This is a genomic window from Octadecabacter sp. B2R22, assembly GCF_018861045.1.
Lineage (GTDB): Bacteria > Pseudomonadota > Alphaproteobacteria > Rhodobacterales > Rhodobacteraceae > Octadecabacter.
On sequence record NZ_JAHKQJ010000010.1, the window covers coordinates 546,486 to 568,909 of the forward strand.

17 protein-coding genes are annotated in these 22,424 nt (G+C 57.0%); 10 read left to right on the forward strand and 7 right to left on the reverse strand.

The genetic code is table 11. The features are described 5' to 3' along the window. Positions 1-82: 82 nt before the first annotated feature. On the reverse strand, positions 83-3,844 hold the full coding sequence (locus KO486_RS15585; protein WP_216038192.1) for a translocation/assembly module TamB domain-containing protein: 3,762 nt from the start codon (positions 3,842-3,844) through the stop codon (positions 83-85). Next, positions 3,844-5,625, reverse strand: coding sequence for an autotransporter assembly complex family protein (locus KO486_RS15590; RefSeq protein ID WP_216038193.1), 1,782 nt, complete (start codon positions 5,623-5,625; stop codon positions 3,844-3,846). The genes KO486_RS15585 and KO486_RS15590 overlap by 1 nt, the downstream gene beginning before the upstream one ends. A 174-nt stretch (positions 5,626-5,799) precedes the next feature. Between KO486_RS15590 and KO486_RS15595 the strand changes: the two genes are divergently transcribed. Genes KO486_RS15595 through KO486_RS15605 form a run of 3 tightly spaced genes read left to right on the forward strand, consistent with a single transcriptional unit; the run spans position 5,800 to position 8,905 of the window. Beyond that, positions 5,800-6,783 (forward strand): membrane dipeptidase, encoded by a 984-nt coding sequence (locus KO486_RS15595; protein ID WP_216038194.1) that lies wholly within the window; start codon positions 5,800-5,802, stop codon positions 6,781-6,783. A 59-nt stretch (positions 6,784-6,842) separates the two neighbouring features. Beyond that, a complete protein-coding gene (locus KO486_RS15600) occupies positions 6,843-8,429 on the forward strand; it encodes a hypothetical protein (protein ID WP_252734837.1) in 1,587 nt (528 codons plus the stop codon). Further along, a complete protein-coding gene (locus KO486_RS15605) occupies positions 8,426-8,905 on the forward strand; it encodes a DUF3726 domain-containing protein (protein WP_216038196.1) in 480 nt (159 codons plus the stop codon). The genes KO486_RS15600 and KO486_RS15605 overlap by 4 nt, the downstream gene beginning before the upstream one ends. Here the strand turns inward: KO486_RS15605 and truA are convergent. Then, complete coding sequence (truA, locus tag KO486_RS15610; protein ID WP_216038197.1) at positions 8,902-9,672, reverse strand: tRNA pseudouridine(38-40) synthase TruA; 771 nt, start codon at positions 9,670-9,672, stop codon at positions 8,902-8,904. The two genes, KO486_RS15605 and truA, sit on opposite strands and share 4 nt — an antisense overlap. A gap of 98 nt (positions 9,673-9,770) precedes the next feature. Here truA and KO486_RS15615 point away from each other — a divergent pair, with 98 nt between their 5' ends. The 6 genes from KO486_RS15615 to KO486_RS15640 all read left to right on the forward strand — a co-directional run bounded on the left by KO486_RS15615 (position 9,771) and on the right by KO486_RS15640 (position 15,118). Next, positions 9,771-11,153 (forward strand): YcjX family protein, encoded by a 1,383-nt coding sequence (locus KO486_RS15615; RefSeq protein ID WP_303435284.1) that lies wholly within the window; start codon positions 9,771-9,773, stop codon positions 11,151-11,153. Next, positions 11,150-12,163, forward strand: a complete 1,014-nt coding sequence (locus tag KO486_RS15620) for a TIGR01620 family protein (protein ID WP_216038198.1) — start codon at positions 11,150-11,152, stop codon at positions 12,161-12,163. Before KO486_RS15615 ends, KO486_RS15620 begins: the two co-directional genes overlap by 4 nt. 257 nt (positions 12,164-12,420) lie before the next feature. Continuing rightward, a complete protein-coding gene (locus tag KO486_RS15625) occupies positions 12,421-12,924 on the forward strand; it encodes a YbjN domain-containing protein (RefSeq protein ID WP_216038199.1) in 504 nt (167 codons plus the stop codon). 82 nt (positions 12,925-13,006) lie between these two features. Next, positions 13,007-13,819, forward strand: coding sequence for a pyrroline-5-carboxylate reductase (gene proC, locus KO486_RS15630; RefSeq protein ID WP_216038200.1), 813 nt, complete (start codon positions 13,007-13,009; stop codon positions 13,817-13,819). Then, positions 13,816-14,151 (forward strand): tRNA-binding protein, encoded by a 336-nt coding sequence (locus KO486_RS15635; protein ID WP_216038201.1) that lies wholly within the window; start codon positions 13,816-13,818, stop codon positions 14,149-14,151. Before proC ends, KO486_RS15635 begins: the two co-directional genes overlap by 4 nt. Positions 14,152-14,170: 19 nt before the next feature. Continuing rightward, positions 14,171-15,118, forward strand: coding sequence for a D-glycerate dehydrogenase (locus KO486_RS15640; protein ID WP_216038202.1), 948 nt, complete (start codon positions 14,171-14,173; stop codon positions 15,116-15,118). Positions 15,119-15,136: 18 nt separating this feature from the next. On the opposite strand, the gene KO486_RS15645 is transcribed toward KO486_RS15640, so the two are convergent. Further along, positions 15,137-15,733: a thymidine kinase gene (locus tag KO486_RS15645; RefSeq protein ID WP_216038203.1), complete on the reverse strand. Its 597-nt coding sequence runs from the start codon at positions 15,731-15,733 to the stop codon at positions 15,137-15,139. A gap of 319 nt (positions 15,734-16,052) precedes the next feature. Between KO486_RS15645 and KO486_RS15650 the strand changes: the two genes are divergently transcribed. Further along, positions 16,053-16,505: a hypothetical protein gene (locus tag KO486_RS15650; RefSeq protein ID WP_216038204.1), complete on the forward strand. Its 453-nt coding sequence runs from the start codon at positions 16,053-16,055 to the stop codon at positions 16,503-16,505. A 90-nt stretch (positions 16,506-16,595) separates the two neighbouring features. On the opposite strand, the gene KO486_RS15655 is transcribed toward KO486_RS15650, so the two are convergent. The 3 genes from KO486_RS15655 to carB form a co-directional block, all read right to left on the reverse strand. Continuing rightward, positions 16,596-17,714, reverse strand: a complete 1,119-nt coding sequence (locus KO486_RS15655) for a beta-ketoacyl-ACP synthase III (protein WP_216038205.1) — start codon at positions 17,712-17,714, stop codon at positions 16,596-16,598. A 212-nt stretch (positions 17,715-17,926) separates the two neighbouring features. Beyond that, positions 17,927-18,586: a VPLPA-CTERM sorting domain-containing protein gene (locus KO486_RS16500; RefSeq protein ID WP_252734839.1), complete on the reverse strand. Its 660-nt coding sequence runs from the start codon at positions 18,584-18,586 to the stop codon at positions 17,927-17,929. 194 nt (positions 18,587-18,780) lie between these two features. Continuing rightward, positions 18,781-22,206: a carbamoyl-phosphate synthase large subunit gene (gene carB / locus KO486_RS15665; protein ID WP_216038206.1), complete on the reverse strand. Its 3,426-nt coding sequence runs from the start codon at positions 22,204-22,206 to the stop codon at positions 18,781-18,783. Positions 22,207-22,424 lie beyond the last annotated feature (218 nt).

Genomic DNA, 22,424 nt, shown 5'->3' on the forward strand with positions numbered 1-22,424 from the left:
GTTGAGGTCAGATGACACATCGATTCAACCCCAAAGCTGAACAGGTGTCGAGCGTTACTGTCGGGGCGGCGCGAGAGTTGGCCTAGTAGTCGCGTTCAAAAAAGATGCCGACGCTGGTTTCGCCATCATTGGCCACGGACCCACGGGCCGTAAAATTGCGGTCGATATCGATGTTGAGGTTGATCTCGGACGAGCCATCCGCGCCCACTGTCACATCGGTGTAAACATTGTCCGAGATGTATTTCCCTGCGCGGACGGCGGCGTTGCCGTCCTCGTCGGTGACAATGTCGAAATCATCCAGATCAAGCCCCTCGCGCAGGTTATTGATCAGCCCACCGTTGCCGTTGCCAGCAAGCGTGGCCACAGCCGACGCTAATTGTACCGCCTGCAATGGTGAAATTGAGGACAGATCACGGCCAAACAACAGCTGCGCAAGAACTTCATCTTGTGGCAGTTCTGGTGAGCTCTCAAAGAGCACTTCGATATCATCCGCCGAACCTTCAACGATGATGCTGATGTCAGTCCCAGTCGCGGCTTCGGTCGTCGCGACAAGTCGCAGGTAAGGCGTGAAATCGCCTTGAAGTTCGGCGTAGCCTTCATCTAGTTCGAAACGTTGTCCCAGAATATTGAGCCGCCCACGGACAAGTTCGAAACGGCCGATTGGAATGATATTGCTGGTGCTTCCGGTCATGCGCAACTGCCCGCCAAGTTCTGCATCCAAACCGCGCCCCCGCACAAAAATGCGCGAAGGTGCGCGTATCAGCAGATCGATCGGATAGTCCGTGCCGCCTTGGGCCGTTTCACTTTCGGATGCTGTAACGCCAACGCTTGCGCGCGCTAGCGTTTGCTGCACGTCCATCGGAACGCCCAAATGGGTGACCGCAGGAAGGCTGCCCAATGCACTGACACCGGTCGATGGGACTTGCACTTCCACGTCCCCGAGATCGATCCGACCGGCGATGGTCGCACCACCCGCCAGTGGGCCGTTCACCGAAACCCGACCCTGTGCCGTGGTTCGGTACAAGGTTGAATCTTGCAGAACATAATCCGAGATATCGACCGCGATCGCTGCTTGGTAGGGGGCGGAAAGGTCGATGGGTCCAGTGATGCTGAGATCGCCACCTGTGGAACCTTGCCCGATGAGATCAAAGCGTGCGGTTCCGCCCGCCAACGTCAAAGTGCCGTTGATGTCCTCGAGGGTTTGTCGAAAGTTAGGTGCAATAAATCGAGCATCTTGGATGCGAATTGGCCCGCGCACCGAGCTGAGTTCTGCAGGCCCTTGAATGGTGAGGTCATACTCTGCCAATCCACTGATTTGGCGTGGCGCGATGTAAATATTTGCCAGCGCCATGAGGGCCGATCCCGCAACAGACATATCGAAAATGCCCGCGTTTGAAACCCGTCCCGTTGCGCGGGCGGATGTATTGTTGGGTCCGGTGGCGTCGCCAGAAACCTGCCAGCCTGCGCTATCTTGTTGGGCGGCGATTTCGGCCACGACGGGCCCTGAAAAGTCGGACACAAACAAAGAAATGTCGCGCAATCTGGCTGATAGGTTCGCCACGGTGTCGCTTCCTGTCGAGGTGATCGCGCCTTGCGCCGTCAAGTTCGGGAACACCACATCCAAAGCATCAATGCGCAAACGACGAGCCTGCGAAAGGCTGACGCCCGCAGTGATCCGCCCAAGCCCAGCCAAAACGGGATCGAGGGCCGTCGACGCCACTTTGATGTTCTGCGTTTGGGCAACCACATCCGCGTCCAGCACACCTGTTTGGGTGACGTATGTTCCATCCAGATCAACCGATAGCCCGCCCGCCATGCGTTGTCCGACAACCGCGCCATAGGCGCTTAGGTCGCTGGCCGACACGGTGCCATCGCCGCGAACAATGTAACCTTCGTCTTGCGGTGTTGCGGTGCCTTGAAAGACCGCGTCAACCCGCGGTGCGGAGGCCGTCGTATCAAGGGTAATAATACCGTTTTGGTCGGTTTCAACATCTAGGTTCAATATCGCGGGGCCAGACAGTGACGGGGTTATCAACGCCAGTTCCGTAAGCGCGGCTTGCAAGGTCGCGGTTGCGCTTTCTGGGGTGATTTCGCCACGTCCCGACGCCTCTACGCCTTGGGACTGCACCTGCACATTGCGCAGCCGCATGCCGCTGGTGTCGCGATCAACGCGCAACGCGACCGTCGATGCGCCCGTCAACAACGGGTCAACCTGATCAATGCCAAATGAGAGGTCCGTCGTCTGACCGCCGATGGACAGCTCAAAAATGCCGTCAAAGGGCTGCACGTCACCAGAAAGCTCAATCTTTCCCGCACCGGCAAGATCGAGGGTCGAGAGTGCGGCAAAGCGGGACAGATCAGCAGCATCCACGGTCATTTGCGCCCGCGTCCAGAAGCGATCATCAGGCCCTTTGACGATTGCGTTTCCGCTCACCAAAAGCCCCGCACCCTCAAGAGTGATCGCATTGATCACAAACGGTTCCTGTTCAAGGCGCCCCATGCTCAGCGTGCCGGAAATATCCTGTCCGAGTGCCTCGGATAATGCGGCGTCCGCAAGCGCGAACCCTCGTGCTGCGTAGTTCAGATCCGCAGTGAACCGTCCCCGCGTTTCGCTCGCTCCCGGGATGATAATGCCGCCACCCGAAAGCGCCAAAGTATCAATCGAAAGACCGTCTTGTTCCAGCGACACGATGTCGAATGCGCCGGTCCATTCGTTCCCATCTTCGACGTCATAAGTCACATCCAATGACATGCTGCGGACTTCGGTTTCGCTTCCTGCGATAGGTAAAAGCACGGGCTCTTGGGTGCCCGATCCGACTTGCCCGCGCAGATCGATTGCCTCCGGCCACCCAGATGCATCAAAGCTGGCCGTGCCGCGCAGGGCAATCTGGTCCGCCGCAATCGTGAGGTCGGACAGGTCGACGCCGCCAGCCCCAAGCTGGGTGCCTTCGAGCCGCAAAACAGTATTTGTTCCAAAGAACGGATCGTATTGGGACTCCAAAAGTGGTCGCACGTCCCCGCTCACGTTGATCGCAAAGTTCTGGTCGAGTGATCCGCTCTCGCGCGACAGGGCAACGGTGCCCGTCACCCGATCAACGTCATCGGTGGCCAACGCGAGGTTTGCAGTGAAGTCATCGAGCGGCGCATCGCCTGCGATATCCAACCGCACGGATGGGCGTTCTGGCAGGTCAAGCAGCCGTGCCGCAATCCCGTTTTCGCCTTCTTGGGCGCTTAGAAAGAGCGCCAGCTGGCGACTTTCGTCCTCATAGGCGACGTCGATGTCAAACGCGCCGACTTTTTCATCGATCCTCTCCAACTGGAGCTTTGCACTCCCTGCGCCACCCCCAAGAACCATTTCGCCCGAAAACTGGGCGCGTATTGCCTCGCCCAACAGGTCCTGCGTCAAGATAATCTCATCAGCGGTCACAGCGTCGATGTCGATGGAGACAGGCAAATCCGGAAGGGTGAACGGTTCAGCGGCAGCTGATGGCAGATCGTTTTCACTGTCTGATGCTGGGACGCGGAACAGTTCGATGCGCTCGGCGCTCAGTTCTTCGATTTCAACACGCCCAGACAAAAGCGCGGATCGGTCCCATGTTATCGTGAGCCCATCAAGGCGCAACCAAACCCCGTCAGCGTCGGCCAAGGTGATTGCGTCAGCTGTCGCTTGGGAACTCAGCGCGCCCTGAAAATTATCCAGCCGAACCGTAAGGTCCTCGCTTGAGACGGTGTCTTCAATTAGGCCGGTAATGAAATCCCGATCATCTTCGTTGGTTTGAGACGCGGCAGGGTCTGGCGCAACACCGACCCAAACAACCAAAGAAATTGCCAGCAGTCTGCGCATCAGAATGCCTGCCCGATACCGATATAGATTTCGAGCTGTTTGCCGGCATCGTCCCCACTGGTGGGCGTAGCAAGATCAAGTCTTATTGGTCCGATGCCTGTGTCGTATCTTACACCTAAACCTGCGCCGCTGTGCCAATCTCCCTCTCCGAGGTTTAGCGGGTCTGACCCGATATACCCGGCGTCATAAAAACCGACCAAGCCGATGGTGTCAGTTACGCCGACCCGTGCTTCCAATTGGGCCCCGACAAAAGCGGTGCCCCCGATTTCATCTCCGCCGCCCAGATCAACGGCCAAAGACTGGTAGGATTGCCCGCGAACCGTGCCGCCGCCGCCCGAATAGAAAAGGTAACTTGATGGTACGTTCTCGGCATCAGCGCCAAAAATCGCGCCTAGCTGCCCCCGCGCGGCGAGGGTAAATCGATCGTCTTGACCGAAACTGCGATAGATGCGGCCATCGCCGACAACACGCGCGCCGCTGTCGGTGTCATTAAAACCGACAAATGGCGTAATGGACAGATTGGCATAAAATCCTGACGTCGCATCAAAGGCGTCGTTGCGCCGATCCAGTGTTCCCTCAATAGGTAGGTAAATCAGCTCGTAGTTGCGATCACCCAAGTCGTCCGAAATCTCACCAACCTCAATCCCCAGCCCGTATTCCAAAATTACATCATCGCGGATGCGGCGAATAATGCCGGCTTCAACGCTGATATCGCGTTCAAAGTAGGTGGGTTCGTCCAGCTGTTCCGCGCTGGCGTTGATGTAGAAATCGGTATCTTGTCGGAACGTGGCTGGCCGCAGGAACGTTGCCCCAAGGCTGTAGTCAATACCGCCTGTGCCGCCTGACAGCCCAGTGATTTCCCCATCGACGCGAAGCCGTTCAGCCCCGCCCAATAGATTACGGTGCAGCCAATAGCTCGACAGTGTTAGACCTGAAACAGAGGAATACTCAGCGCCAAACCCGATACGGCGCGGCGTTTGTTCCACCACTGCAATGGTTACTGGTAGGGTGCCGTCCACAGCGGTGTCGCTTTCGATAACGGCGGCAGAAGTGAACGCCCCCGTGCGGCGCAGGTTGTCCTCGGCGCGATCAATCATTGCAGGATCGAAACCGTTCGTCGGGATGCCCGCAATCGCAAGAACACGTTCTGTGCGCACCGCCGAATTGCCCTCGACGGCGATGTTTCCAAAGGTCAGTTCCGGTCCAGGCTCGATTGCGACAGAAACGTCCAATTCACGATCAGGGTGGCGTGCGGTGATAGATTGTCCAGATGTGCGCGCCAAGGCGTGACCGTTACTGCGCCATGCGGCAACAGCATCGCCGGCCGCGTCGCCTATGGTGTCGGACCGTGCCGTGCTACCCGTGCTAAACGCTTCGGGCAATTCGGTGCCGCTGGCGAGGGGGGCAATATCGGTGCGTCCAAACGTGAACCGTGGGCCGGGATCAACCCGCAAGACGATTGTTGAAACCGTACTGCGTGTGATTAATGGATCAAGGTTTGCGGCCTCGATACCATCCACAAGGATCGAGATCGTGCCGCCGTAGTACCCTTCGGCATAGAGCCCCGTTAACAGGCGGCGATAGTCGGCACGGGCAGCGGCAACATAATCCTGCGGCGATTCAGTGCCTTCGTCTTCCAGTGTCATCGTTAATGATGCGGTGCGCAGCGTCGCCCGTAAATCGGCCGCTGTGTCCGGGAGCTCTAACGTCACATCCTGCGCCACGAGCGCCGAAGGGGCGATCAGCAGGCAGAGTGCTAGTATTCTATGTGAACTGCGCATGTTCCGCTCGCGCCTGATTTGTTTTGTTAGGCCTTACCTACCGCACTGCGCGGGGCTGTGAAATGACAAAGCAGCCGTAAGCGTTGCATTGCCGATCACAATATTGGCGATTCCGTGCGTTTTGACGTCGCCCATGCACTTTACCCGCATCGCAGTCGGGGGCAGGATGACGGCATGGGATATTTGATTGATAATCTGCAATACGCGAACTGGTCCGAGAAGATTTTCCGCCAAATGCGCGAGGGCGGTGTGGACGCGGTGCATGTCACAATCGTTTACCACGAGAGCTTTCGTGAAATGGTGTTGCAGCTAGAAGCATGGAACAAGCGGTTCGAACAATTCCCCGATCTGATCATGCGCGCCGCGACGGCGGCGGATGTGGAAACAGCACGGGCAACGGGGCGGACCGCAATTTTCTTCGGGTTCCAGAATCCTAGCCCGATTGAGGATGACATCGGCCTGATCGAAATCGTCCATCAGATGGGCGTGCGGTTCATGCAGTTGACCTATAACAATCAATCGCTTCTGGCATCTGGGTGTTATGAGGATGACGACACTGGCCTGACTAGATTTGGCCGTCAGGCCGTCGCTGAAATGAACCGCGTTGGGCTGGTTATCGATATGAGCCATTCTGGCGATAGATCGACATTGGAAGCCATCGATGCGTCGTCGCGACCGATCGCTATTACCCACGCCAACCCAAGTTGGTGGCATCCGGCTTTGCGCAATTTTGATGATGCCGTCCTAAAGGCGCTTGTCGCTCGGGGTGGTATGCTCGGGTTTTCTATCTATCCTCACCATCTTGCGGGTGGGTCTGACTGCACCCTCGAAAGTTTCTGTCAGATGATTGCCGATGCGGCTGACCGTTACGGCGCTCAAAACCTCGGGATCGGAACTGACTTGTGCCAAGATCAACCAGACAGCGTTGTTGAATGGATGCGGGTCGGGCGGTGGTCCAAAGCAATGGATTATGGCGAAGGATCTGCCGCTGCTCCAGGATTTCCGCCTATGCCGGTTTGGTTCAATGACAATCGTGATTTTGGAAATGTTGCCAAAGGATTGCTGGCTGTGGGGCTGCCCCAATCGGACGTCGATGGGATCATGGGTGACAATTGGCACCGCTTTTACGCCGAGAGTTTCGGCCCAGAGGTGGGATGACGGGCGGGGCCGCCATAGTTGATTTACGTCCACCATCGGACGTCATGCGCCTGCGCCGCATGGGAGCATCATTCCCGACGAGATTGTCTTTTCTGCGGACCTTGTTGCGGCGTTTGGCCACCGAGCGTGCTAAGGTTTCGCGTCCGATTTGGAACATCGACGCTGAGGGATTTGGCCACGCCGTCTATTGCGTCGATCTGGGTGGATTTACGTATTCTTTGATTGCAGTCTCAACGGATCTGCCGCCAGAGCAACGCACGGACCGCGTAATCGCGACCGCGTGGGATACGACCTATGTCCTATATGATGGCGTGCCTGACGCGGCAGAAATTGCACGCATCGCAATAAACGCCCCGAAACAAGAGGCCGCGCGTTTTACCGAACGCGACCTTGTTCTTAGTCGTGCCAATAAATCGGTTAGGTTGTTTGCACATGTGATTGAACGGCTGCAAGCTGGCCTGCAACCCGACGCGGATTTGGTGGGGCAAACAGGGTATCTCATGCGCACCACCGCCGTTTACGGCAACGGTAAGTTTGGCATCGCGGACCGCAGCGTCATCGCCGATAGGCCAGGGTTGGGCGGACCGTTCATGGCCGAAATGCTCACCGTTTGGTTGATCCGCGAGTTTACCCATGATCTTGTCGAACATATCGCAGGCGCAACGCTTGACCCCAACTTGAAGCGACACCTTGGGATCGGCAATTCGACGGGATTGGGCATGGCTCCGTTCCTTGTGTCCCACCCGAGATTGTTGAACGCATGGATCACAGCCCGCGAAACAGCCTTGGCACGGGTAAGAGCAATTCCCGCGCTGTCATCCGATCAGATCGAACAGATCTATACGCTTACCATTCGCGCCGCTGAACATTTGGCGCAATGGCAAGTACCTGACGCGATTGGTCAATCTCGAATTGACGTGATGCGCCGTGAGTGGCCTCAGGTTGCTGGGCTGATGACGCCTGACCTGATGTCGGGCGTCGATCCTTTGGACAGGCTTTGGCACGCAGCGGCGGGTGTTTCGATCGACACGCAAGAACTGCTCGCTGCGCTGATGATCGAACCCTTTGGGGGGCTGGTGGATGATCTATGTGACGACATGGCAACCGATCAAATTCCTGCGCTTTCCCCGACCATGACCTGCGCCGACCTTCACGCTTTGCTGGCCCGCGATTGGGCGTGGGCTGAGAGGGACTTTGATGCAAAGGACGCGTGCTCTCAGTTCTGGTATGTCTCTGAGGCCAAAGCAGAACCCCGTCTTGGGCTGCGCCACGAAGAACCGGGCGCCGAGCTTGAAAGCCCGTTGGATGTTGCACGACAAGTCTGTCGAATGGGTAAGGATTTGCCCCGCACAGGAACCGTCGCGGATTTTTTGTCGATCCACCCCCATCACCGATCTGCTGTACGGCGCGTTCAATCGCTGGCCCATGCGCCCTATAGCGAAATTCGCGACAACCTGATTGGCGAAGAATGTCTTCCAATTGATATGCTGCGCTGCAAGTTGGCATTTTTTGGTGCCGCAAAGTTCGATCCAAAGTCAGATCGTTGGACGCGGATCACCTTGTGTCAGGGCGCGCCTTTGGCGGATGAGTTGACAGCTGACAACGCCGATGACTGGTGGTTGCCCACTTTCGCAGGGGACGCATGATGGAGCTTTCTGCAAACGAGATCGCGACCCTATTTTTAAAAGCCGCGCGTGGTGGTTCTGTACCGCTGGGCTATTGCGAAGACTTGGCCGCCGCCGCGGCCTATTTGGACCTTGATGCGTTGACCCGCTGCCCGATCTTGGACAGCGCGGCGGTGAACCTACCGACGGCGCTGGATTTGGTATTGGCAGGGCGCGGCCCCCGCGAGGTCGTTACCGAAGACGCGATGATTAAAGCCTATGTCGCACTCTATGAAACACGGCTCGCCAAGACAGTGCATTGGCAGGCCAACGAGACTGGCGCGGTGTTCGAAAAATTCCATCACGCATTGCCAGTGGCCCATGCCCCCCTTGGGCGGCGCGCAATGCCATCCGAACTGATGAAGCACCTCGAGGGGCTAGCCGGCAAAACCCTTGTCCCGGAAACCGAAACCTCACGCGCGGGCGGGGCGGGGGCTGGATTGACGGATAATGATTAGGCGAACGGCGCGTCGGGGTAGGTGACGTCTGCCAGATATAAGCCTTGGGGCGGGCAAACGGGGCCGCATTTGCTGCGATCCTTGGCCTCAAGCGCGGCTGTCACGTCATCGGGCGTCCATGCGCCCGCGCCGACGCGTTCCAAGGTTCCGACAAAACTGCGCACTTGGTTGTGCAGGAAGGATCGCGCCCTGACATGGAAATTGAACTCCAACGCCCCATCACGGCGCGCGACCTGTTCAACACGCAATTCATCCAAGGTGCGCAAGGGGCTGTTGGCCTGACAAATCGAAGACCGGAACGTCGTGAAATCATGCTGCCCCAAAAGGCGATCGGCCCCTGCCTGCATTGCATCCCCGTCCAAAGTCTGGCTCACCTGCCAGACCTTACCCGCCTCAAGCACAAGCGGCGCACGGCGGCACACGAGCCGAAACAGATAGCGCCGTTCAACCGCGGAAAACCGCGCGTGCCATTCATCATCGACCTGCACACAGGCAACAATGGCCACAGGCGACGGTTTCAAATGATAGTTCAACGCTTCTGACAAACGGAACGGGTCCCACGGTTTTTCCATGTCGCAATGCGCGACCTGACCCAAAGCATGCACCCCTGCATCCGTCCGGCCTGCGGCGGCAATTGTGTGATCGCGCTTTTCCAGTTTGGCCAAAGCGTCCTCAACCGCGCCCTGAACCGAGGGCACGTCATTTTGGCGCTGCCATCCAGAGAACGGCACGCCATCATATTCAATTTTCAACGCAAAACGGGGCATACCTGCGGCTTAGGGGGAGATTTGCGCGAATTCAATCCCTACACATCACGGTAAGCCACGCTTATCTTGGGTGGAATTGGATATCAAAAGGGGTTGTCGTGGTGATTGCCGACATTACAGACCGGCTGACAGCACCGTTTGGTGATCAAGTCATTAGGTTGGGGGTCACGGGGTTAAGCCGCGCGGGCAAGACCGTGTTTATCACGTCATTGGTTGCGAACCTGCTGAACCGTGGGCGGATGACACAGTTTCAGGCGGCAACCAGCGGTGCAATCAAGGCGGCGTATTTGCAGCCCCAGCCAGATGATACGATCCCTCGGTTTGATTACGAAAACCACCTCGCTGCGTTGACCGCGAAGGAACCACATTGGCCCAAGGGCACAGAGCGGATTTCCGAATTGCGCCTGTCGATGAAGGTCCAGCCGACAGGGTTGTTGGGTTCGTTTCAAGGGCCGCGCACAGTGCATCTGGATATTGTCGACTATCCCGGCGAATGGCTGCTGGATTTGTCGTTGATGGATAAAGATTTCGCCACTTGGTCGGCTGAGGCGCTGGGCCGTGTCACGGGGCGTCCTGCTGGCGAAGGTTTTACCGAAACGCTTGCAGGTTGTGATCCGTCAGAGGGGTTCGAGGAACCGCAAGCACAAGACATCGCGGCCGCCTATACCGCGCACCTAACCGCTGCGCGCGAGGCTGGGTTTTCAGATTGCACGCCCGGTCGTTTTCTTATGCCCGGCGATCTGGAAGGATCGCCGGTGTTGACGTTCGCGCCTTTGCCTTTGGTCAATAACCCGTCGCGCAAATCACTGTGGCGAGAATTTGAACGTCGTTATGACAGCTACAAACGCAATGTCGTGCGCCCGTTCTTTCGCGACCATTTCGCGCGTTTGGATCGTCAGGTAGTGTTGGTCGATGTTTTGGGGGCGATCCATGCGGGGCCGCAAGCTGTTGAAGACATGCGCGGTGCGATGGCGGATATTTTGTCGGCCTTCCGTCCGGGGCAAAATTCGTTCCTGACGCGACTGTTTCAGGGGCGACGCATCGACAAGATCCTGTTCGCCGCGACCAAAGCCGACCATTTGCACCATCAACAACACCCGCAGCTAACAGCCATCACGCAGGCCTTGCTGCGCGACGCAAAAGACCGTGCGGAATTTTCGGGTGCGACCACACAAGCGATGTCGATTGCCGCCCTTCGCACCACCGTTGAGGACACCCGCAACCACAACGGCGCGGCATTGGGCGTGGTGCGTGGGCACTTGCTGGGCAGCGACAAACACGCGGCCTTCTACCCCGGTGCCTTGCCTGATGATCCCGCACACTTGTTGGGCCCAGCCCGTGCGGGTGCTGAAAAATGGCTGAACGCGGATTACCAAGTCATGAGCTTTGCCCCCGCGCCACTGACCTTAAATCCTGGCGATGGGCCACCACATATTCGGCTCGATAAAGCTGTGCAGTTCCTGTTGGGGGATAAGTTATGACGGAGACATCTAAATCGGGTCCGGTCCTGTTTGACCTTGATGAACCAAACACCACGTCGCCTGCGGATGCCCCTGCGGTCCCTGACGTTGATCTGCCACCGACACCTGCAGCCATGCAACGGGTCGCCAGCCTTGCCGCTGCGCGCCCGAACCGACTGGCGCGTTGGTTCTGGGGGCTGTTGGTCTCTCTCGTTGGGTTCTTCGTTGGTGTTGCGGCGTGGGATTTCGTTATGGGGCTGTTGGATCGCTCTCCGGTTTTGGGGTGGATTGCGGTTGGCCTCACGGGGTTGTTCTGCGGCGTGTTGTTGTTGATTGCTGTGCGCGAGTTTGCGGCGTTTGCGCGTTTGCGTCGCGTTGATCGCATTCAGACGGGCGCGGCCGGGGCTTTGGCGGATGGCAATTTGACCCGTGCACGCAGCGTGACGGGGCAAATCACTGCGCTTTATCGCAATCGAGATGACACCAGCTGGGGCCGCGAGGAGTTTAACAGCAAGCAGGCGGACATATTGGACGCCGATGGATTACTGGGGTTGGCTGAGAGCACGATCCTTGCGCCGCTGGATGCCCGTGCGCGACTGGAAGTCGAAGCCGCAGCCCGCCAAGTTGCCACCGTGACGGCGATTGTGCCGCTGGCATTGGCCGATGTATTTACCGCGCTGACGTCCAATATGCGCATGATACGCCGCATCGCTGAAATCTATGAAGGCCGCGCTGGGACGTTGGGCACATGGCGTTTGACCAAACAGGTGCTGACCCATTTGGTAGCTACGGGTGCCGTCGCGGTAGGGGACGATCTGATCGGGTCAGTTGCGGGTGGGGGTGTGCTGTCCAAAGTGTCGCGCCGCTTTGGTGAGGGCGTGATCAATGGCGCGCTGACGGCCCGCGTCGGCGTTGCTGCGATGGAGGTGTGCCGCCCTCTACCCTTCAACACCGAGCGGAGACCTTCCGTGACCAGCCTTGTGAAACGCAGCCTGACAGGGCTTTTCGGATTAGGGTCGAAAGACGGTTAATCCGCCATATTCAGCGGGTGAGACTCGCTCAAGGGCTCGATAAGACCGCCAAAGGTTAACAAACCTCTGAAAATTCGGGCTTATCCCCGTCAATTTCCGATTTGGACCGTCTTATCCCCAAGAAATGTCTTTACAGGTGTAGCCCGCTCGTCGCACGATATGTAGCAAGGGACGGACTATGTATTCGCCCCGATCGAGCGGGACACCAGATATAGCCCCTGCCAGGGCCGTCTGGATTGGACAGGAGGCGCAGGCCTATGGCACTCACCGAGCATTTCGACAACGTCGATGACATTCATCCGATCGACCTTTGCGAACACATCGCAGAGCATCATGAATGGGAATTTGACCGTATCCACGATGACCAGATTGCCTTTTCTATCGAAGGCCAGTGGCGCACCTATTCCATCACATTGGCATGGTCCGCCTATGACCAGACCCTGCGACTGATCTGCACCTTCGAGATGGAACCACCAGCCGAACGGATGCCCGCGCTTTATGAATGTCTGAACCGCACAAATGATATGTGCTGGGCAGGTGCGTTCACCTACTGGGCCGAACAGCAGTTGATGGTTTATCGCTATGGATTGGTGCTCGCGGGCGAACAAGTCGCCGGACCAGACCAAATCGACACAATGATCAACGCGGCAGTTTTGTCAGCCGAACGTTTTTACCCAGCGTTCCAGCTGGTGACATGGGCCGAACGCACACCACAAGAGGCGTTGCAGGTCGCAATCTCCGAGGCATACGGCCGCGCGTAAGCGGCAGTTCATACAGGAACGACAACAGCTTGAACCCTCGTCTTGTGCGCCCTAACCTGCGCTGAACAAGGCGGGGGTTTTCATGTCTTTAGAGCAAATCGAAACACGTGGCATGGTGCTGCTGGGCTGCGGCAAAATGGGGTCGGCCATGTTGGCAGGCTGGCTTTCTGGTGGATTGGCGCCAGATGCGGTTTGGGTGCTTGATCCGCACCCGTCTGACTGGCTTTTGGCGACGGGTGTGCATGTGAATGCGGGGTTACCTGATGATCCGGCGCTCGCGTTGATTGCCGTGAAGCCGCAGATGATGGGCGAGGCGCTGCCCTCGATGCAGGCGCTTGGTAATGGCAGCACAGTTTTCCTGTCCGTCGCGGCGGGCACATCTATCGCGAGTTTCGAGACCGCGCTGGGCGCTCAAAGCCCGATTATCCGCGCCATGCCAAATACGCCTGCTGCTGTAGGCCGAGGCATCACTGCGATTGTTGGCAATAACCATGCAACGGGCGCGCAGTTGGATATGGCCGAGACGCTGCTAAACGCCGTGGGGCAGGTCGTGCGTCTTGATGATGAGAACCAGATGGACGCGGTTACGGGCGTCTCCGGGTCTGGGCCGGCCTATGTGTTCCATCTTATTGAAACCCTTGCGGCGGCAGGTGTTGCCGAAGGGCTGCCTGCCGACCTAGCGATGAGGCTGGCGAAGGCGACCGTTGGTGGGGCAGGGCAGCTGGCCGAAGACGCTGATGAAACCCCCAGCCAGTTGCGCGTTAACGTGACGTCACCAAATGGGACTACGCAGGCCGCGCTTGAGGTCTTGATGGATGAAGGGAATGGTTTTCCACCGCTTCTGCGTCGCGCCGTAAAAGCCGCCACGGATCGCAGTAAGGAGCTGTCCAAATGAGCGAGATATCCTTTGACGACTTTATGAAGGTCGATATCCGTGTTGGCCGCGTGATCCGTGCAGAACCCTATCCCGAAGCCCGCAAACCCGCGATCAAAATGTGGATCGATTTCGGACCCGAGATCGGCGAACGCAAAACCTCGGCGCAAATCACGGATCACTACACACCCGAGACCCTTATCGGGCGGCAGGTCATGGGGGTGGTGAATTTCCCACCTCGCCAGATTGGCAAATTCATGTCCGAAGTGCTGGTGCTGGGGGCTTATGATGCTAGTGGTGTTGTCCTAATTGCGCCTGACAAAGACGTCCCCATCGGGGAACGCATGTGCTGACCCGAAAGGAAATAACGACATGAAAACGCTGTTGATTACCCGCCCGATTGCCGAGCCTGTGATGGAAAAGGCCCGCGCTGCGTTTGACGTGACCGTTCATGAGGGCGGCGCATTGTCCGAGGCCGAATGCGCCGCGGCATTGGCGTCGTATGATTGCATCCTGCCAACTTTGGGCGATGCCTTTACGCAAGCCAGCTTTGCAGGGGATATCCGTTGCAAGATGCTGGGAAATTTTGGCGTCGGCTACAATCACATCGACGACGCTGCCGCGGCGGCGGCAGGGGTCATCGTGTCCAACACACCTGATGTGCTGACCGATGCGACAGCGGATATTGCGTTAACGCTGTTGTTGGCCACGGCGCGCCGCGCAGGTGAGGGCGAACGCATGGTGCGTTCTGGCGCTTGGGGTGGCTTTGATGTGAAGGGGCTGCTTGGCACGCACGTTACGGGCAAAACCTTGGGCGTAATTGGCATGGGGCGGATCGGGCAAGCGATTGCAGCGCGGTGCCATTACGGGTTTGGCATGGATGTTGTGTTCCACAATCGGTCCCCAAAAGTGACAGAAGTCCCCGCGCGCCAGTTGGAGAGCCTAGAGGCTGTCATGGAAACCGCTGACTTTGTGGTTGTCGCAACCCCTGGCGGGGCAGGCACGACCAAGCTTATCGATGCGGCGGCCCTTGCGGCGATGAAGCCCACGGGCATCTTCATCAATATTTCCCGTGGTGAGGTCGTTGACGAGGCGGCTTTGATTGATGTGCTTGAGAAAGGCGCGATCACTGGTGCGGGCTTGGACGTTTATGAAAACGAACCTCACGTGCCAGAACGCCTGATGGCCCTGGACAATTGCGTGCTGCTGCCGCACCTCGGTTCCGCTACACAAGAAACCCGTCAAGCGATGGGACAAATGGCGCTGGATAACATCATCGCATGGTCTCAGGGTAAAACCCCGCCCCAGCAGGTGAATTAATTAATGGGTGCAGGCGGGTTACACCAAAGTGTCGCCGCCATCTTCTACCGCTTCGCGCCAATGGCGGCGACATAGGCTGACGTAGGATTCATTGCCGCCAATCTGCACTTGGTTGCCGCCTGTCACGACCTGACCTTGCGCGTCTTTGCGCACGACCATCGTCGCCTTCTTGCCGCAGTGGCAGATCGTGCGCACTTCCCGCATTTCATCCGCCAAAGCCAGCAAGGCCGCGGAGCCCGGAAACAGTTCCCCCAAGAAATCGACGCGCAATCCAAAGGCCATCACAGGCACTTTCAGATCATCCACAACGCGGGCCAACTGCCAGACCTGCTCTTTGCTCAGGAATTGGGCTTCATCGATAAAGATGCAGGCGCAAGGGCCACGTGCCAATCGGGTTTCGACCTTACGAAACAGATCATCATTCATATTGAACGTGTCCGCCTCTTCACCAATACCGATCCGGCTGGCGATGCGCCCTTCGCCCGCTCGGTTGTCGAACTGGGCGGTCAGCAGGTAGCACTGCATACCGCGTTCAGCATAGTTGTGAGCGGCCTGCAAAAGCACCGTCGACTTGCCGGCGTTCATCGTTGAGTAGTTGAAATATAGTTTTGCCATAGTGGCGGAAAATGAACCGCCGCCGAGGCTGTTGCAAGGCCCCGGACGGCAGTCTTTTCAGTTTCGCCCGTGAGCGGGAGGGCGGCAAACACGCCCTTACGAAACAACGAGCCAAGGGTCCGGGATACAAATGGATAACCATTCGACCTTGGATGGGGTCCAGCCCCTTGGCTCTTCGGCGTTGGGGACGCCGATCTCTTTGAAAGTTATTTATCTTTTCAACTTCCCTTTGACGTTATATCTGTCAGGAATGGATGCGGCGAGTTATGGGAAAAGTCTGAGGACATTCCCCTCCCGATCGGAACAGGGGATAAAAAATATGGCTGGAATGGGCAGCTACTTGAAGAAACATACAGAAGCGCTCGTGAAGGACGTGGGCATTGAGCCTGCATGCGAGCTAACTGGCAAGTCCAAAGCTACACTTGGACGCTACTACTCTGATTCCGAAGAACATTCTGATCGTTTCATTCCTGTAGATGCTGTTGCGCAGCTTGAAGCCGCAGCCAGCTATCCGCATGTAACATCTGCCTTGGCAGAACTGCATGGCGCGACCTTGAACAAAGACGCGTCGATCAAAAACTCTGAAGGTGGAATCAATTCTGATGTCATCGCGCTAAGCCAGCGTTTTGCGATGTTGATGACGGAATATCAGCAGTCCATCGAAGACGGCATTATCACAGTAAACGAAGCCAAGCGCCTGTTGCGGGAAACGCTAGAGCTTCAAAAGGTGCTGATCGACATGAAACTGCACCTCGAAGAAGAGAACAAGTAAGTCCCGTTAGATAAACGGGACGAACGGGACTCCGCAGGCGGTGAGTGTCGTTAGGGTTATTAGGGCAAGCATAATCTTCATCGTGGTTCCTTACGCGCGTTCTACAAGGACGGACCCGACCGAATAGCCAGCCCCGAACGAACAGATTAGCCCAACATCGCCGGATTTCAAATCCGCTGAGTGCTGCGAGAACGCAATGATCGATCCAGCAGAAGACGTGTTGGCGTAGTCTTGCAGGATATTGGGCTGTTCGTCCTCTTCAGGGACGCGCCCGAGAACTTTTTTGCCAATGTAGTCATTCATGGTTTTGTTGGCTTGGTGCAGCCACATCCGCTTCAGCTCGGTTGCCTTTACACCTTCGTCGTTCATGTGGTCGGCTATGTGTTTGCTGACCAATGGCAAGACTTCTTTGAATACCTTGCGACCGTTCTGCATGAACTGCATATCGCGGCGGTCTTCCATTTGATCGCGCGTGCGGCGCAAGAAGCCGTTGTTGTTTCGGATGTTGTTGGAAAACTGTGTCGCGAGACGCGTTGATTTCACTTTGAAATGTGGGCCTTGCAGGTCCTCGTCGCGTTCAACCAGCACGGCAGTTGCCACGTCGCCAAAAATGAAATGACAGTCGCGGTCGCGCCATTCCAGATGGGCCGAGCAAATCTCGGGGCAGACGACCAGCGCGCTTTTGATGCTGCCGGATTTGATCATATCGCAGGCGGTTTGAATGCCAAACGTCGCAGAAGAGCAGGCGACGTTCATATCAAAGGCAAAACCGTTGATTTCCAACATGTCTTGGATTTCCACGGCAATCGCGGGGTAGGCCCGTTCGTGGTTAGAGGCCGCACAAATCACAGCATCAATATCGTCCGCCCCACGGCCCGCTTGCGCCATGGCTTGCAAAGATGCGTCAACGGCCATTTCAGCCATTAAACTGGGTTCGTCATCGTTGCGCGAAGGCAGGTTCGGGCACATGCGTGCAGGGTCCAGAACGCCCGCCTTATCAAGAACATAACGCCGTTCAATGCCGGATGCTGCAAGGATGAATTCACTACTGGAATGGGGTTTCGCGGCAATCGTTCCGGCTGCAATAGCATCGGCATTTCCGGCGTTAAACAGATCTGCGTGGGCGTTAAATGCGACCACCAATTCATCGTTTGTGATGGTGTGCTCAGGGGTGAAAACACCGGTGCCGGTAATCGCTGCGCTGAACATCTCTAATCCCTTATCTTAACTTCGGATATAGGGACCTATAGAGCGTCAAAATGCAAGCAAGACGCAACGTTGGTACAGCGCGGAATCAGGCTGGGTCGCGAAGTTGTATTTGACCAGACGAAACAACCCTGAAAACCGCGGCGACGAAACGCAACTCGCGCTGTCCTGTAGAAGGGTCGCGCGAGTCTGTCGTCAGAATTAGACCTTATGGGTTAGGCTGTTTTGCGCCGTTTTACATAACCGAACGCGCCCAAACCTGCCAACAGCAGCGGCAAGCCAGCGGGGAGTGGAACTGGCGAAGGCGTGGGCGTTACAGAGGTCGTGGTGAAATCAAACCCGGTAAAGTAACTCCGTGTTAAGGCGCCACCGTTCGAGGCGGTGAACGAGTAAATACTACCTGCTGTCAAAGACAGGCCCCCTCCAACGAAACTCTCGGCGACTGGTACGCCGGTCGACAGGAAAGCGTCCGTTGAAAACGTATTTCCGCTAGAAGATACGCCATCGCCGACGACATCGAAGATTACGCCTGTATTGTACAGTTGGTTAAAACCTAGAAAGGCATTCAGCGTCACATCAGTATCGACCGACATCGTGAATGAGGTTGGGTTTCCTGCGCCGCCACCAAAGGAGAGTGCGGCATTTGCAGGGTCGATTGCTCCGCCCTGCCATACACCGATGTTGCGAAACTGACCTGTTGTCGCAAAGGTAAAGGTGACGCCGTCGGCTTCCTCTTGAAAGCCATTTATTGGGTTGTAGGCATTGTATGTGACGGACCCAGCAACAAAGGTCTCATCAGTCAGGTCAAACGTTGCAGATTGGGCTGCACTTGCAACCAAAATGCCCGCCGCGAGGGCGCTGAATATAGTTTTCATCTATTTATCCGTTCAAAAAAATATCGATCAATCCGAGTAAACGACAATTTTATTGTAGTGTTGTCAAGTACAACGCTTGAACGGTCGCGGTTTCGCTTGCCCTTTGAGCATCCGTCTTTGGTCCCAGAAACCTGTTTTGAAAGTAAAACGATTTCTGGGTGGATCGTTGGTCGGCTTCGATTCCTACCGCAAGATTAGCCTTGCAAGGCCCGCACGTTCACTTCGCCATCGACCTTTGCTTTCATCGCCAGTGCCGCTGCGTGGCTACCCGACAGTGTCGTGTAGTACGGGATGCGGTCGTTTAGGGCGACGGCGCGGATGGAGCGGCTGTCCTCTACGGCGGCTGTGCCTTCTGTTGAGTTGAAGACCAAGGCGATTTCGCCGTCTTTCAGAAGGTCAGCGACTGTGCGACCGCCCTCGTAGACTTTGTTCACCACGTCGGCTTTGATCCCTTGCTCGGCGAGCCAAGCGGCGGTGCCGCGGGTGGCGCAGATGGTCATGCCAAGGTCGGTGACGATTTGTGCGGTTTCAACCAGTTGGTCGGTCTTGTCGCTGTCTTTGATCGAAAAGAACACCGTGCCAGTTGTCGGAAGATCAACGCCTGCGCCCATCTGTGCCTTTAGGAAGGCGCGGCCAAAGTTGCGGGCCCAGCCCATGACTTCGCCGGTTGAGCGCATCTCTGGCCCGAGGATCGTGTCGACGCCCGGGAAGCGGTTGAATGGAAGTACGGCTTCTTTGACGGAGAACCATGGTGTGTTCGGGTCCGCCAGTGTGAAGGCATCGCCCAGCGGCATCACGTCCATCGGGTCCTCGGCGGCTTCGTAAGGCGCGCGCATTGGGAAGTTGGACAGGGGTTCGCCCGCCATTAGGCGCGCCGCGATAGAGGCCACGGCGGAGTCCGTTGCTTTGGCCACGAAAGGCACTGTGCGGGACGCGCGGGGGTTGACCTCGATCAGGTAAACGTCTCCGTCTTTGACCGCGAACTGGATGTTCATCAGGCCAACGACCTTTAGCGCAAGCGCGAGTTCGCGGGTCTGGCGTTTGATCTCTGTGATGATTTCGGCAGACAGAGTGTGGGGGGGCAGGCAGCAGGCGCTGTCGCCAGAGTGAACGCCGGCTTCTTCGATGTGTTGCATGATGCCCGCAACATGGGTGTCTGTGCCATCGGACAGGCAGTCAACGTCGACTTCTACAGCGCCAGAGAGGTAGCTGTCGAGCAGCACAGGGCTGTCACCGGAAACAACCACGGCCGTAGAGATGTAGCGTTCAAGCTGGCCCATATCGCGCACGATTTCCATGGCGCGACCGCCCAGAACGTAGGACGGGCGGATGACCAGTGGGAAGCCGATGCTTTCAGCGATTTCAAGGGCTTGCGCATCAGTCGATGCGATGCCGTTCTTTGGCTGAAGCAGGTTCAGATCATTGACCAATGCTTGGAACCGTTCACGGTCTTCGGCCCAGTCAATGCTGTCGGGTGATGTGCCAAGGATCGGGATGCCTTCGTTTTCGAGGGCTTGTGCGATCTTCAATGGTGTTTGGCCGCCGAACTGAACGATGACGCCGTGCAGCGTGCCGTTTTCCTGTTCAACGCGCAGGATTTCCATGACGGATTCGAACGTCAGCGGTTCAAAGTACAAGCGATCCGATGTGTCGTAGTCGGTGGACACGGTTTCAGGGTTGCAGTTGACCATGATGGTCTCGTAGCCTTGATCTGTCAGCGCATAACAGGCGTGACAGCAGCAGTAATCGAATTCGATCCCTTGGCCGATCCGGTTTGGACCGCCGCCCAAGATGACGACCTTTTTGCGATCAGACGGGCGGGCTTCGCATTCTACTTCGCCCATCATCGGGGCTTCGTAGGTGGAATACATGTACGGGGTTTGGGCCTCAAATTCGGCGGCACATGTGTCGATGCGTTTGAAGGAGGCTTTGACGCCAAGGTTGTGGCGGGCACGGCGCACGTTGTCTTCGTCACGGCCACTGAGGATGGCAAGGCGGGCATCCGAGAAGCCGAGCATTTTGAGCGCGCGCAGATCGGCTTCGTTTTTCGGAAGGCCGTTCTTCTTAACGTCGTTCTCGGCGTCGATGATTTCGCGGAACCGGTCAAGGAACCAGGGGTCAAACGCGGTCACGGCGCGGATGTCTTCGTTGCTGAGACCATGGCGCATGGCCTGTGCAATCACGCGAACGCGGTCCGGTGTTTGCTTCGCAAGGGCCTTGGTGATGGCGGCTTTGTCTGGTGCGCCTTCGATTTCAATCTCGTCAAACCCTGTCAGATCGTTTTCCATCGACGCCAGTGCTTTTTGCATGGATTCGTGGAACGTCCGGCCAATTGCCATGACTTCGCCAACGGATTTCATCGCCGTTGTGAGGTAAGGTTCGGAGCCTGGGAATTTCTCGAATGCGAAACGCGGGATTTTGGTGACGACATAGTCGATGGAAGGTTCGAACGACGCTGGCGTGACGCCGGTGATGTCGTTGTCCAGTTCATCAAGCGTGAAACCCACGGCAAGTTTCGCTGCGATCTTTGCAATCGGGAAACCTGTGGCTTTGGATGCCAATGCGGAAGACCGCGACACGCGCGGGTTCATTTCAATTACAACCATGCGGCCGTCTGCGGGATTCACGGCCCACTGAACGTTGGAGCCACCTGTTTCAACGCCGATTTCACGCAGGACGTTGATCGAATGCGTCCGCATCAATTGGTATTCTTTGTCCGTCAACGTCAGGGCGGGGGCCACGGTGATAGAATCACCTGTGTGCACGCCCATTGGGTCTACGTTTTCGATGGAACAAACGATGATGGCGTTGTCAGCGGTGTCGCGCACGACTTCCATCTCGTATTCTTTCCAACCCAACAAGGACTGATCGACAAGGATTTGCGCGACTGGGGAGGCTTCCATCCCTGTGCGGCAGAAGTGTTCGTATTCTTCGCGGTTGTACGCCACGCCGCCGCCTGTACCGCCCATTGTAAAGGCTGGGCGGATGATTGCCGGCAGGCCGATTTCTTCGAGGGCGTCTAGCGCGATGGCGATGCCCGCTGGAATGTCGAACTTGTCGGTCACGCGTGGTGCGGTTTTGTCTTTGGTCGGGGCGGTAACAATCGTCGCCTTCGGGTTTTCGATCCCAAGGCGATCCATGGCTTCGCGAAAGAGCTGGCGATCTTCAGCCATTTCAATGGCTTCGCGCTTTGCGCCGATCATTTCAACGCCAGCAACTTCGAGGATGGATTTGTCAGCAGCATCTGCCCCGAACTCTTCCAGAACCGCGTCGAGCTCTGCGCCCTCGAACAATTGGGAGATCGTCATCTCGTCAGCAGCAAGTGCTGTGTTCAAACCTGTTTGGCCACCCATAGTTGGCAGCAAGGCGTCGGGGCGTTCTTTCAGGATGATTTTTGCGACGACGGATGGTGTGATCGGCTCGATGTAGGTCGCGTCGGCCATGTTCGGGTCAGTCATGATCGTCGCTGGGTTCGAGTTAACCAGAACGACGCGGTAGCCTTCTTCGCGCAACGCTTTACAGGCTTGAGCACCAGAATAATCGAACTCGCAGGCTTGGCCGATAACAATAGGGCCCGCTCCAATAATCATGATCGATTGGATGTCGGTTCTTTTTGGCATGACGGCCCCCTATGTTCAAATCTTCGCGGGTTATAGGGCGAGTCCAGACAGGTGCAAGGGGGCAAGCGGCTGTTTTGCAGTTTAGTTAGGAAACCGCGGCGATCGGGCGGGGTTTGGAGCGAGGGAAGAGCCATGTCCGCGAATTGGCCCGTTGCTTTCTAAATTGCGCCATATTCTTCTGGGATAGTGTCGCAAAGTTCTCGAAGAAAACGAGGCGA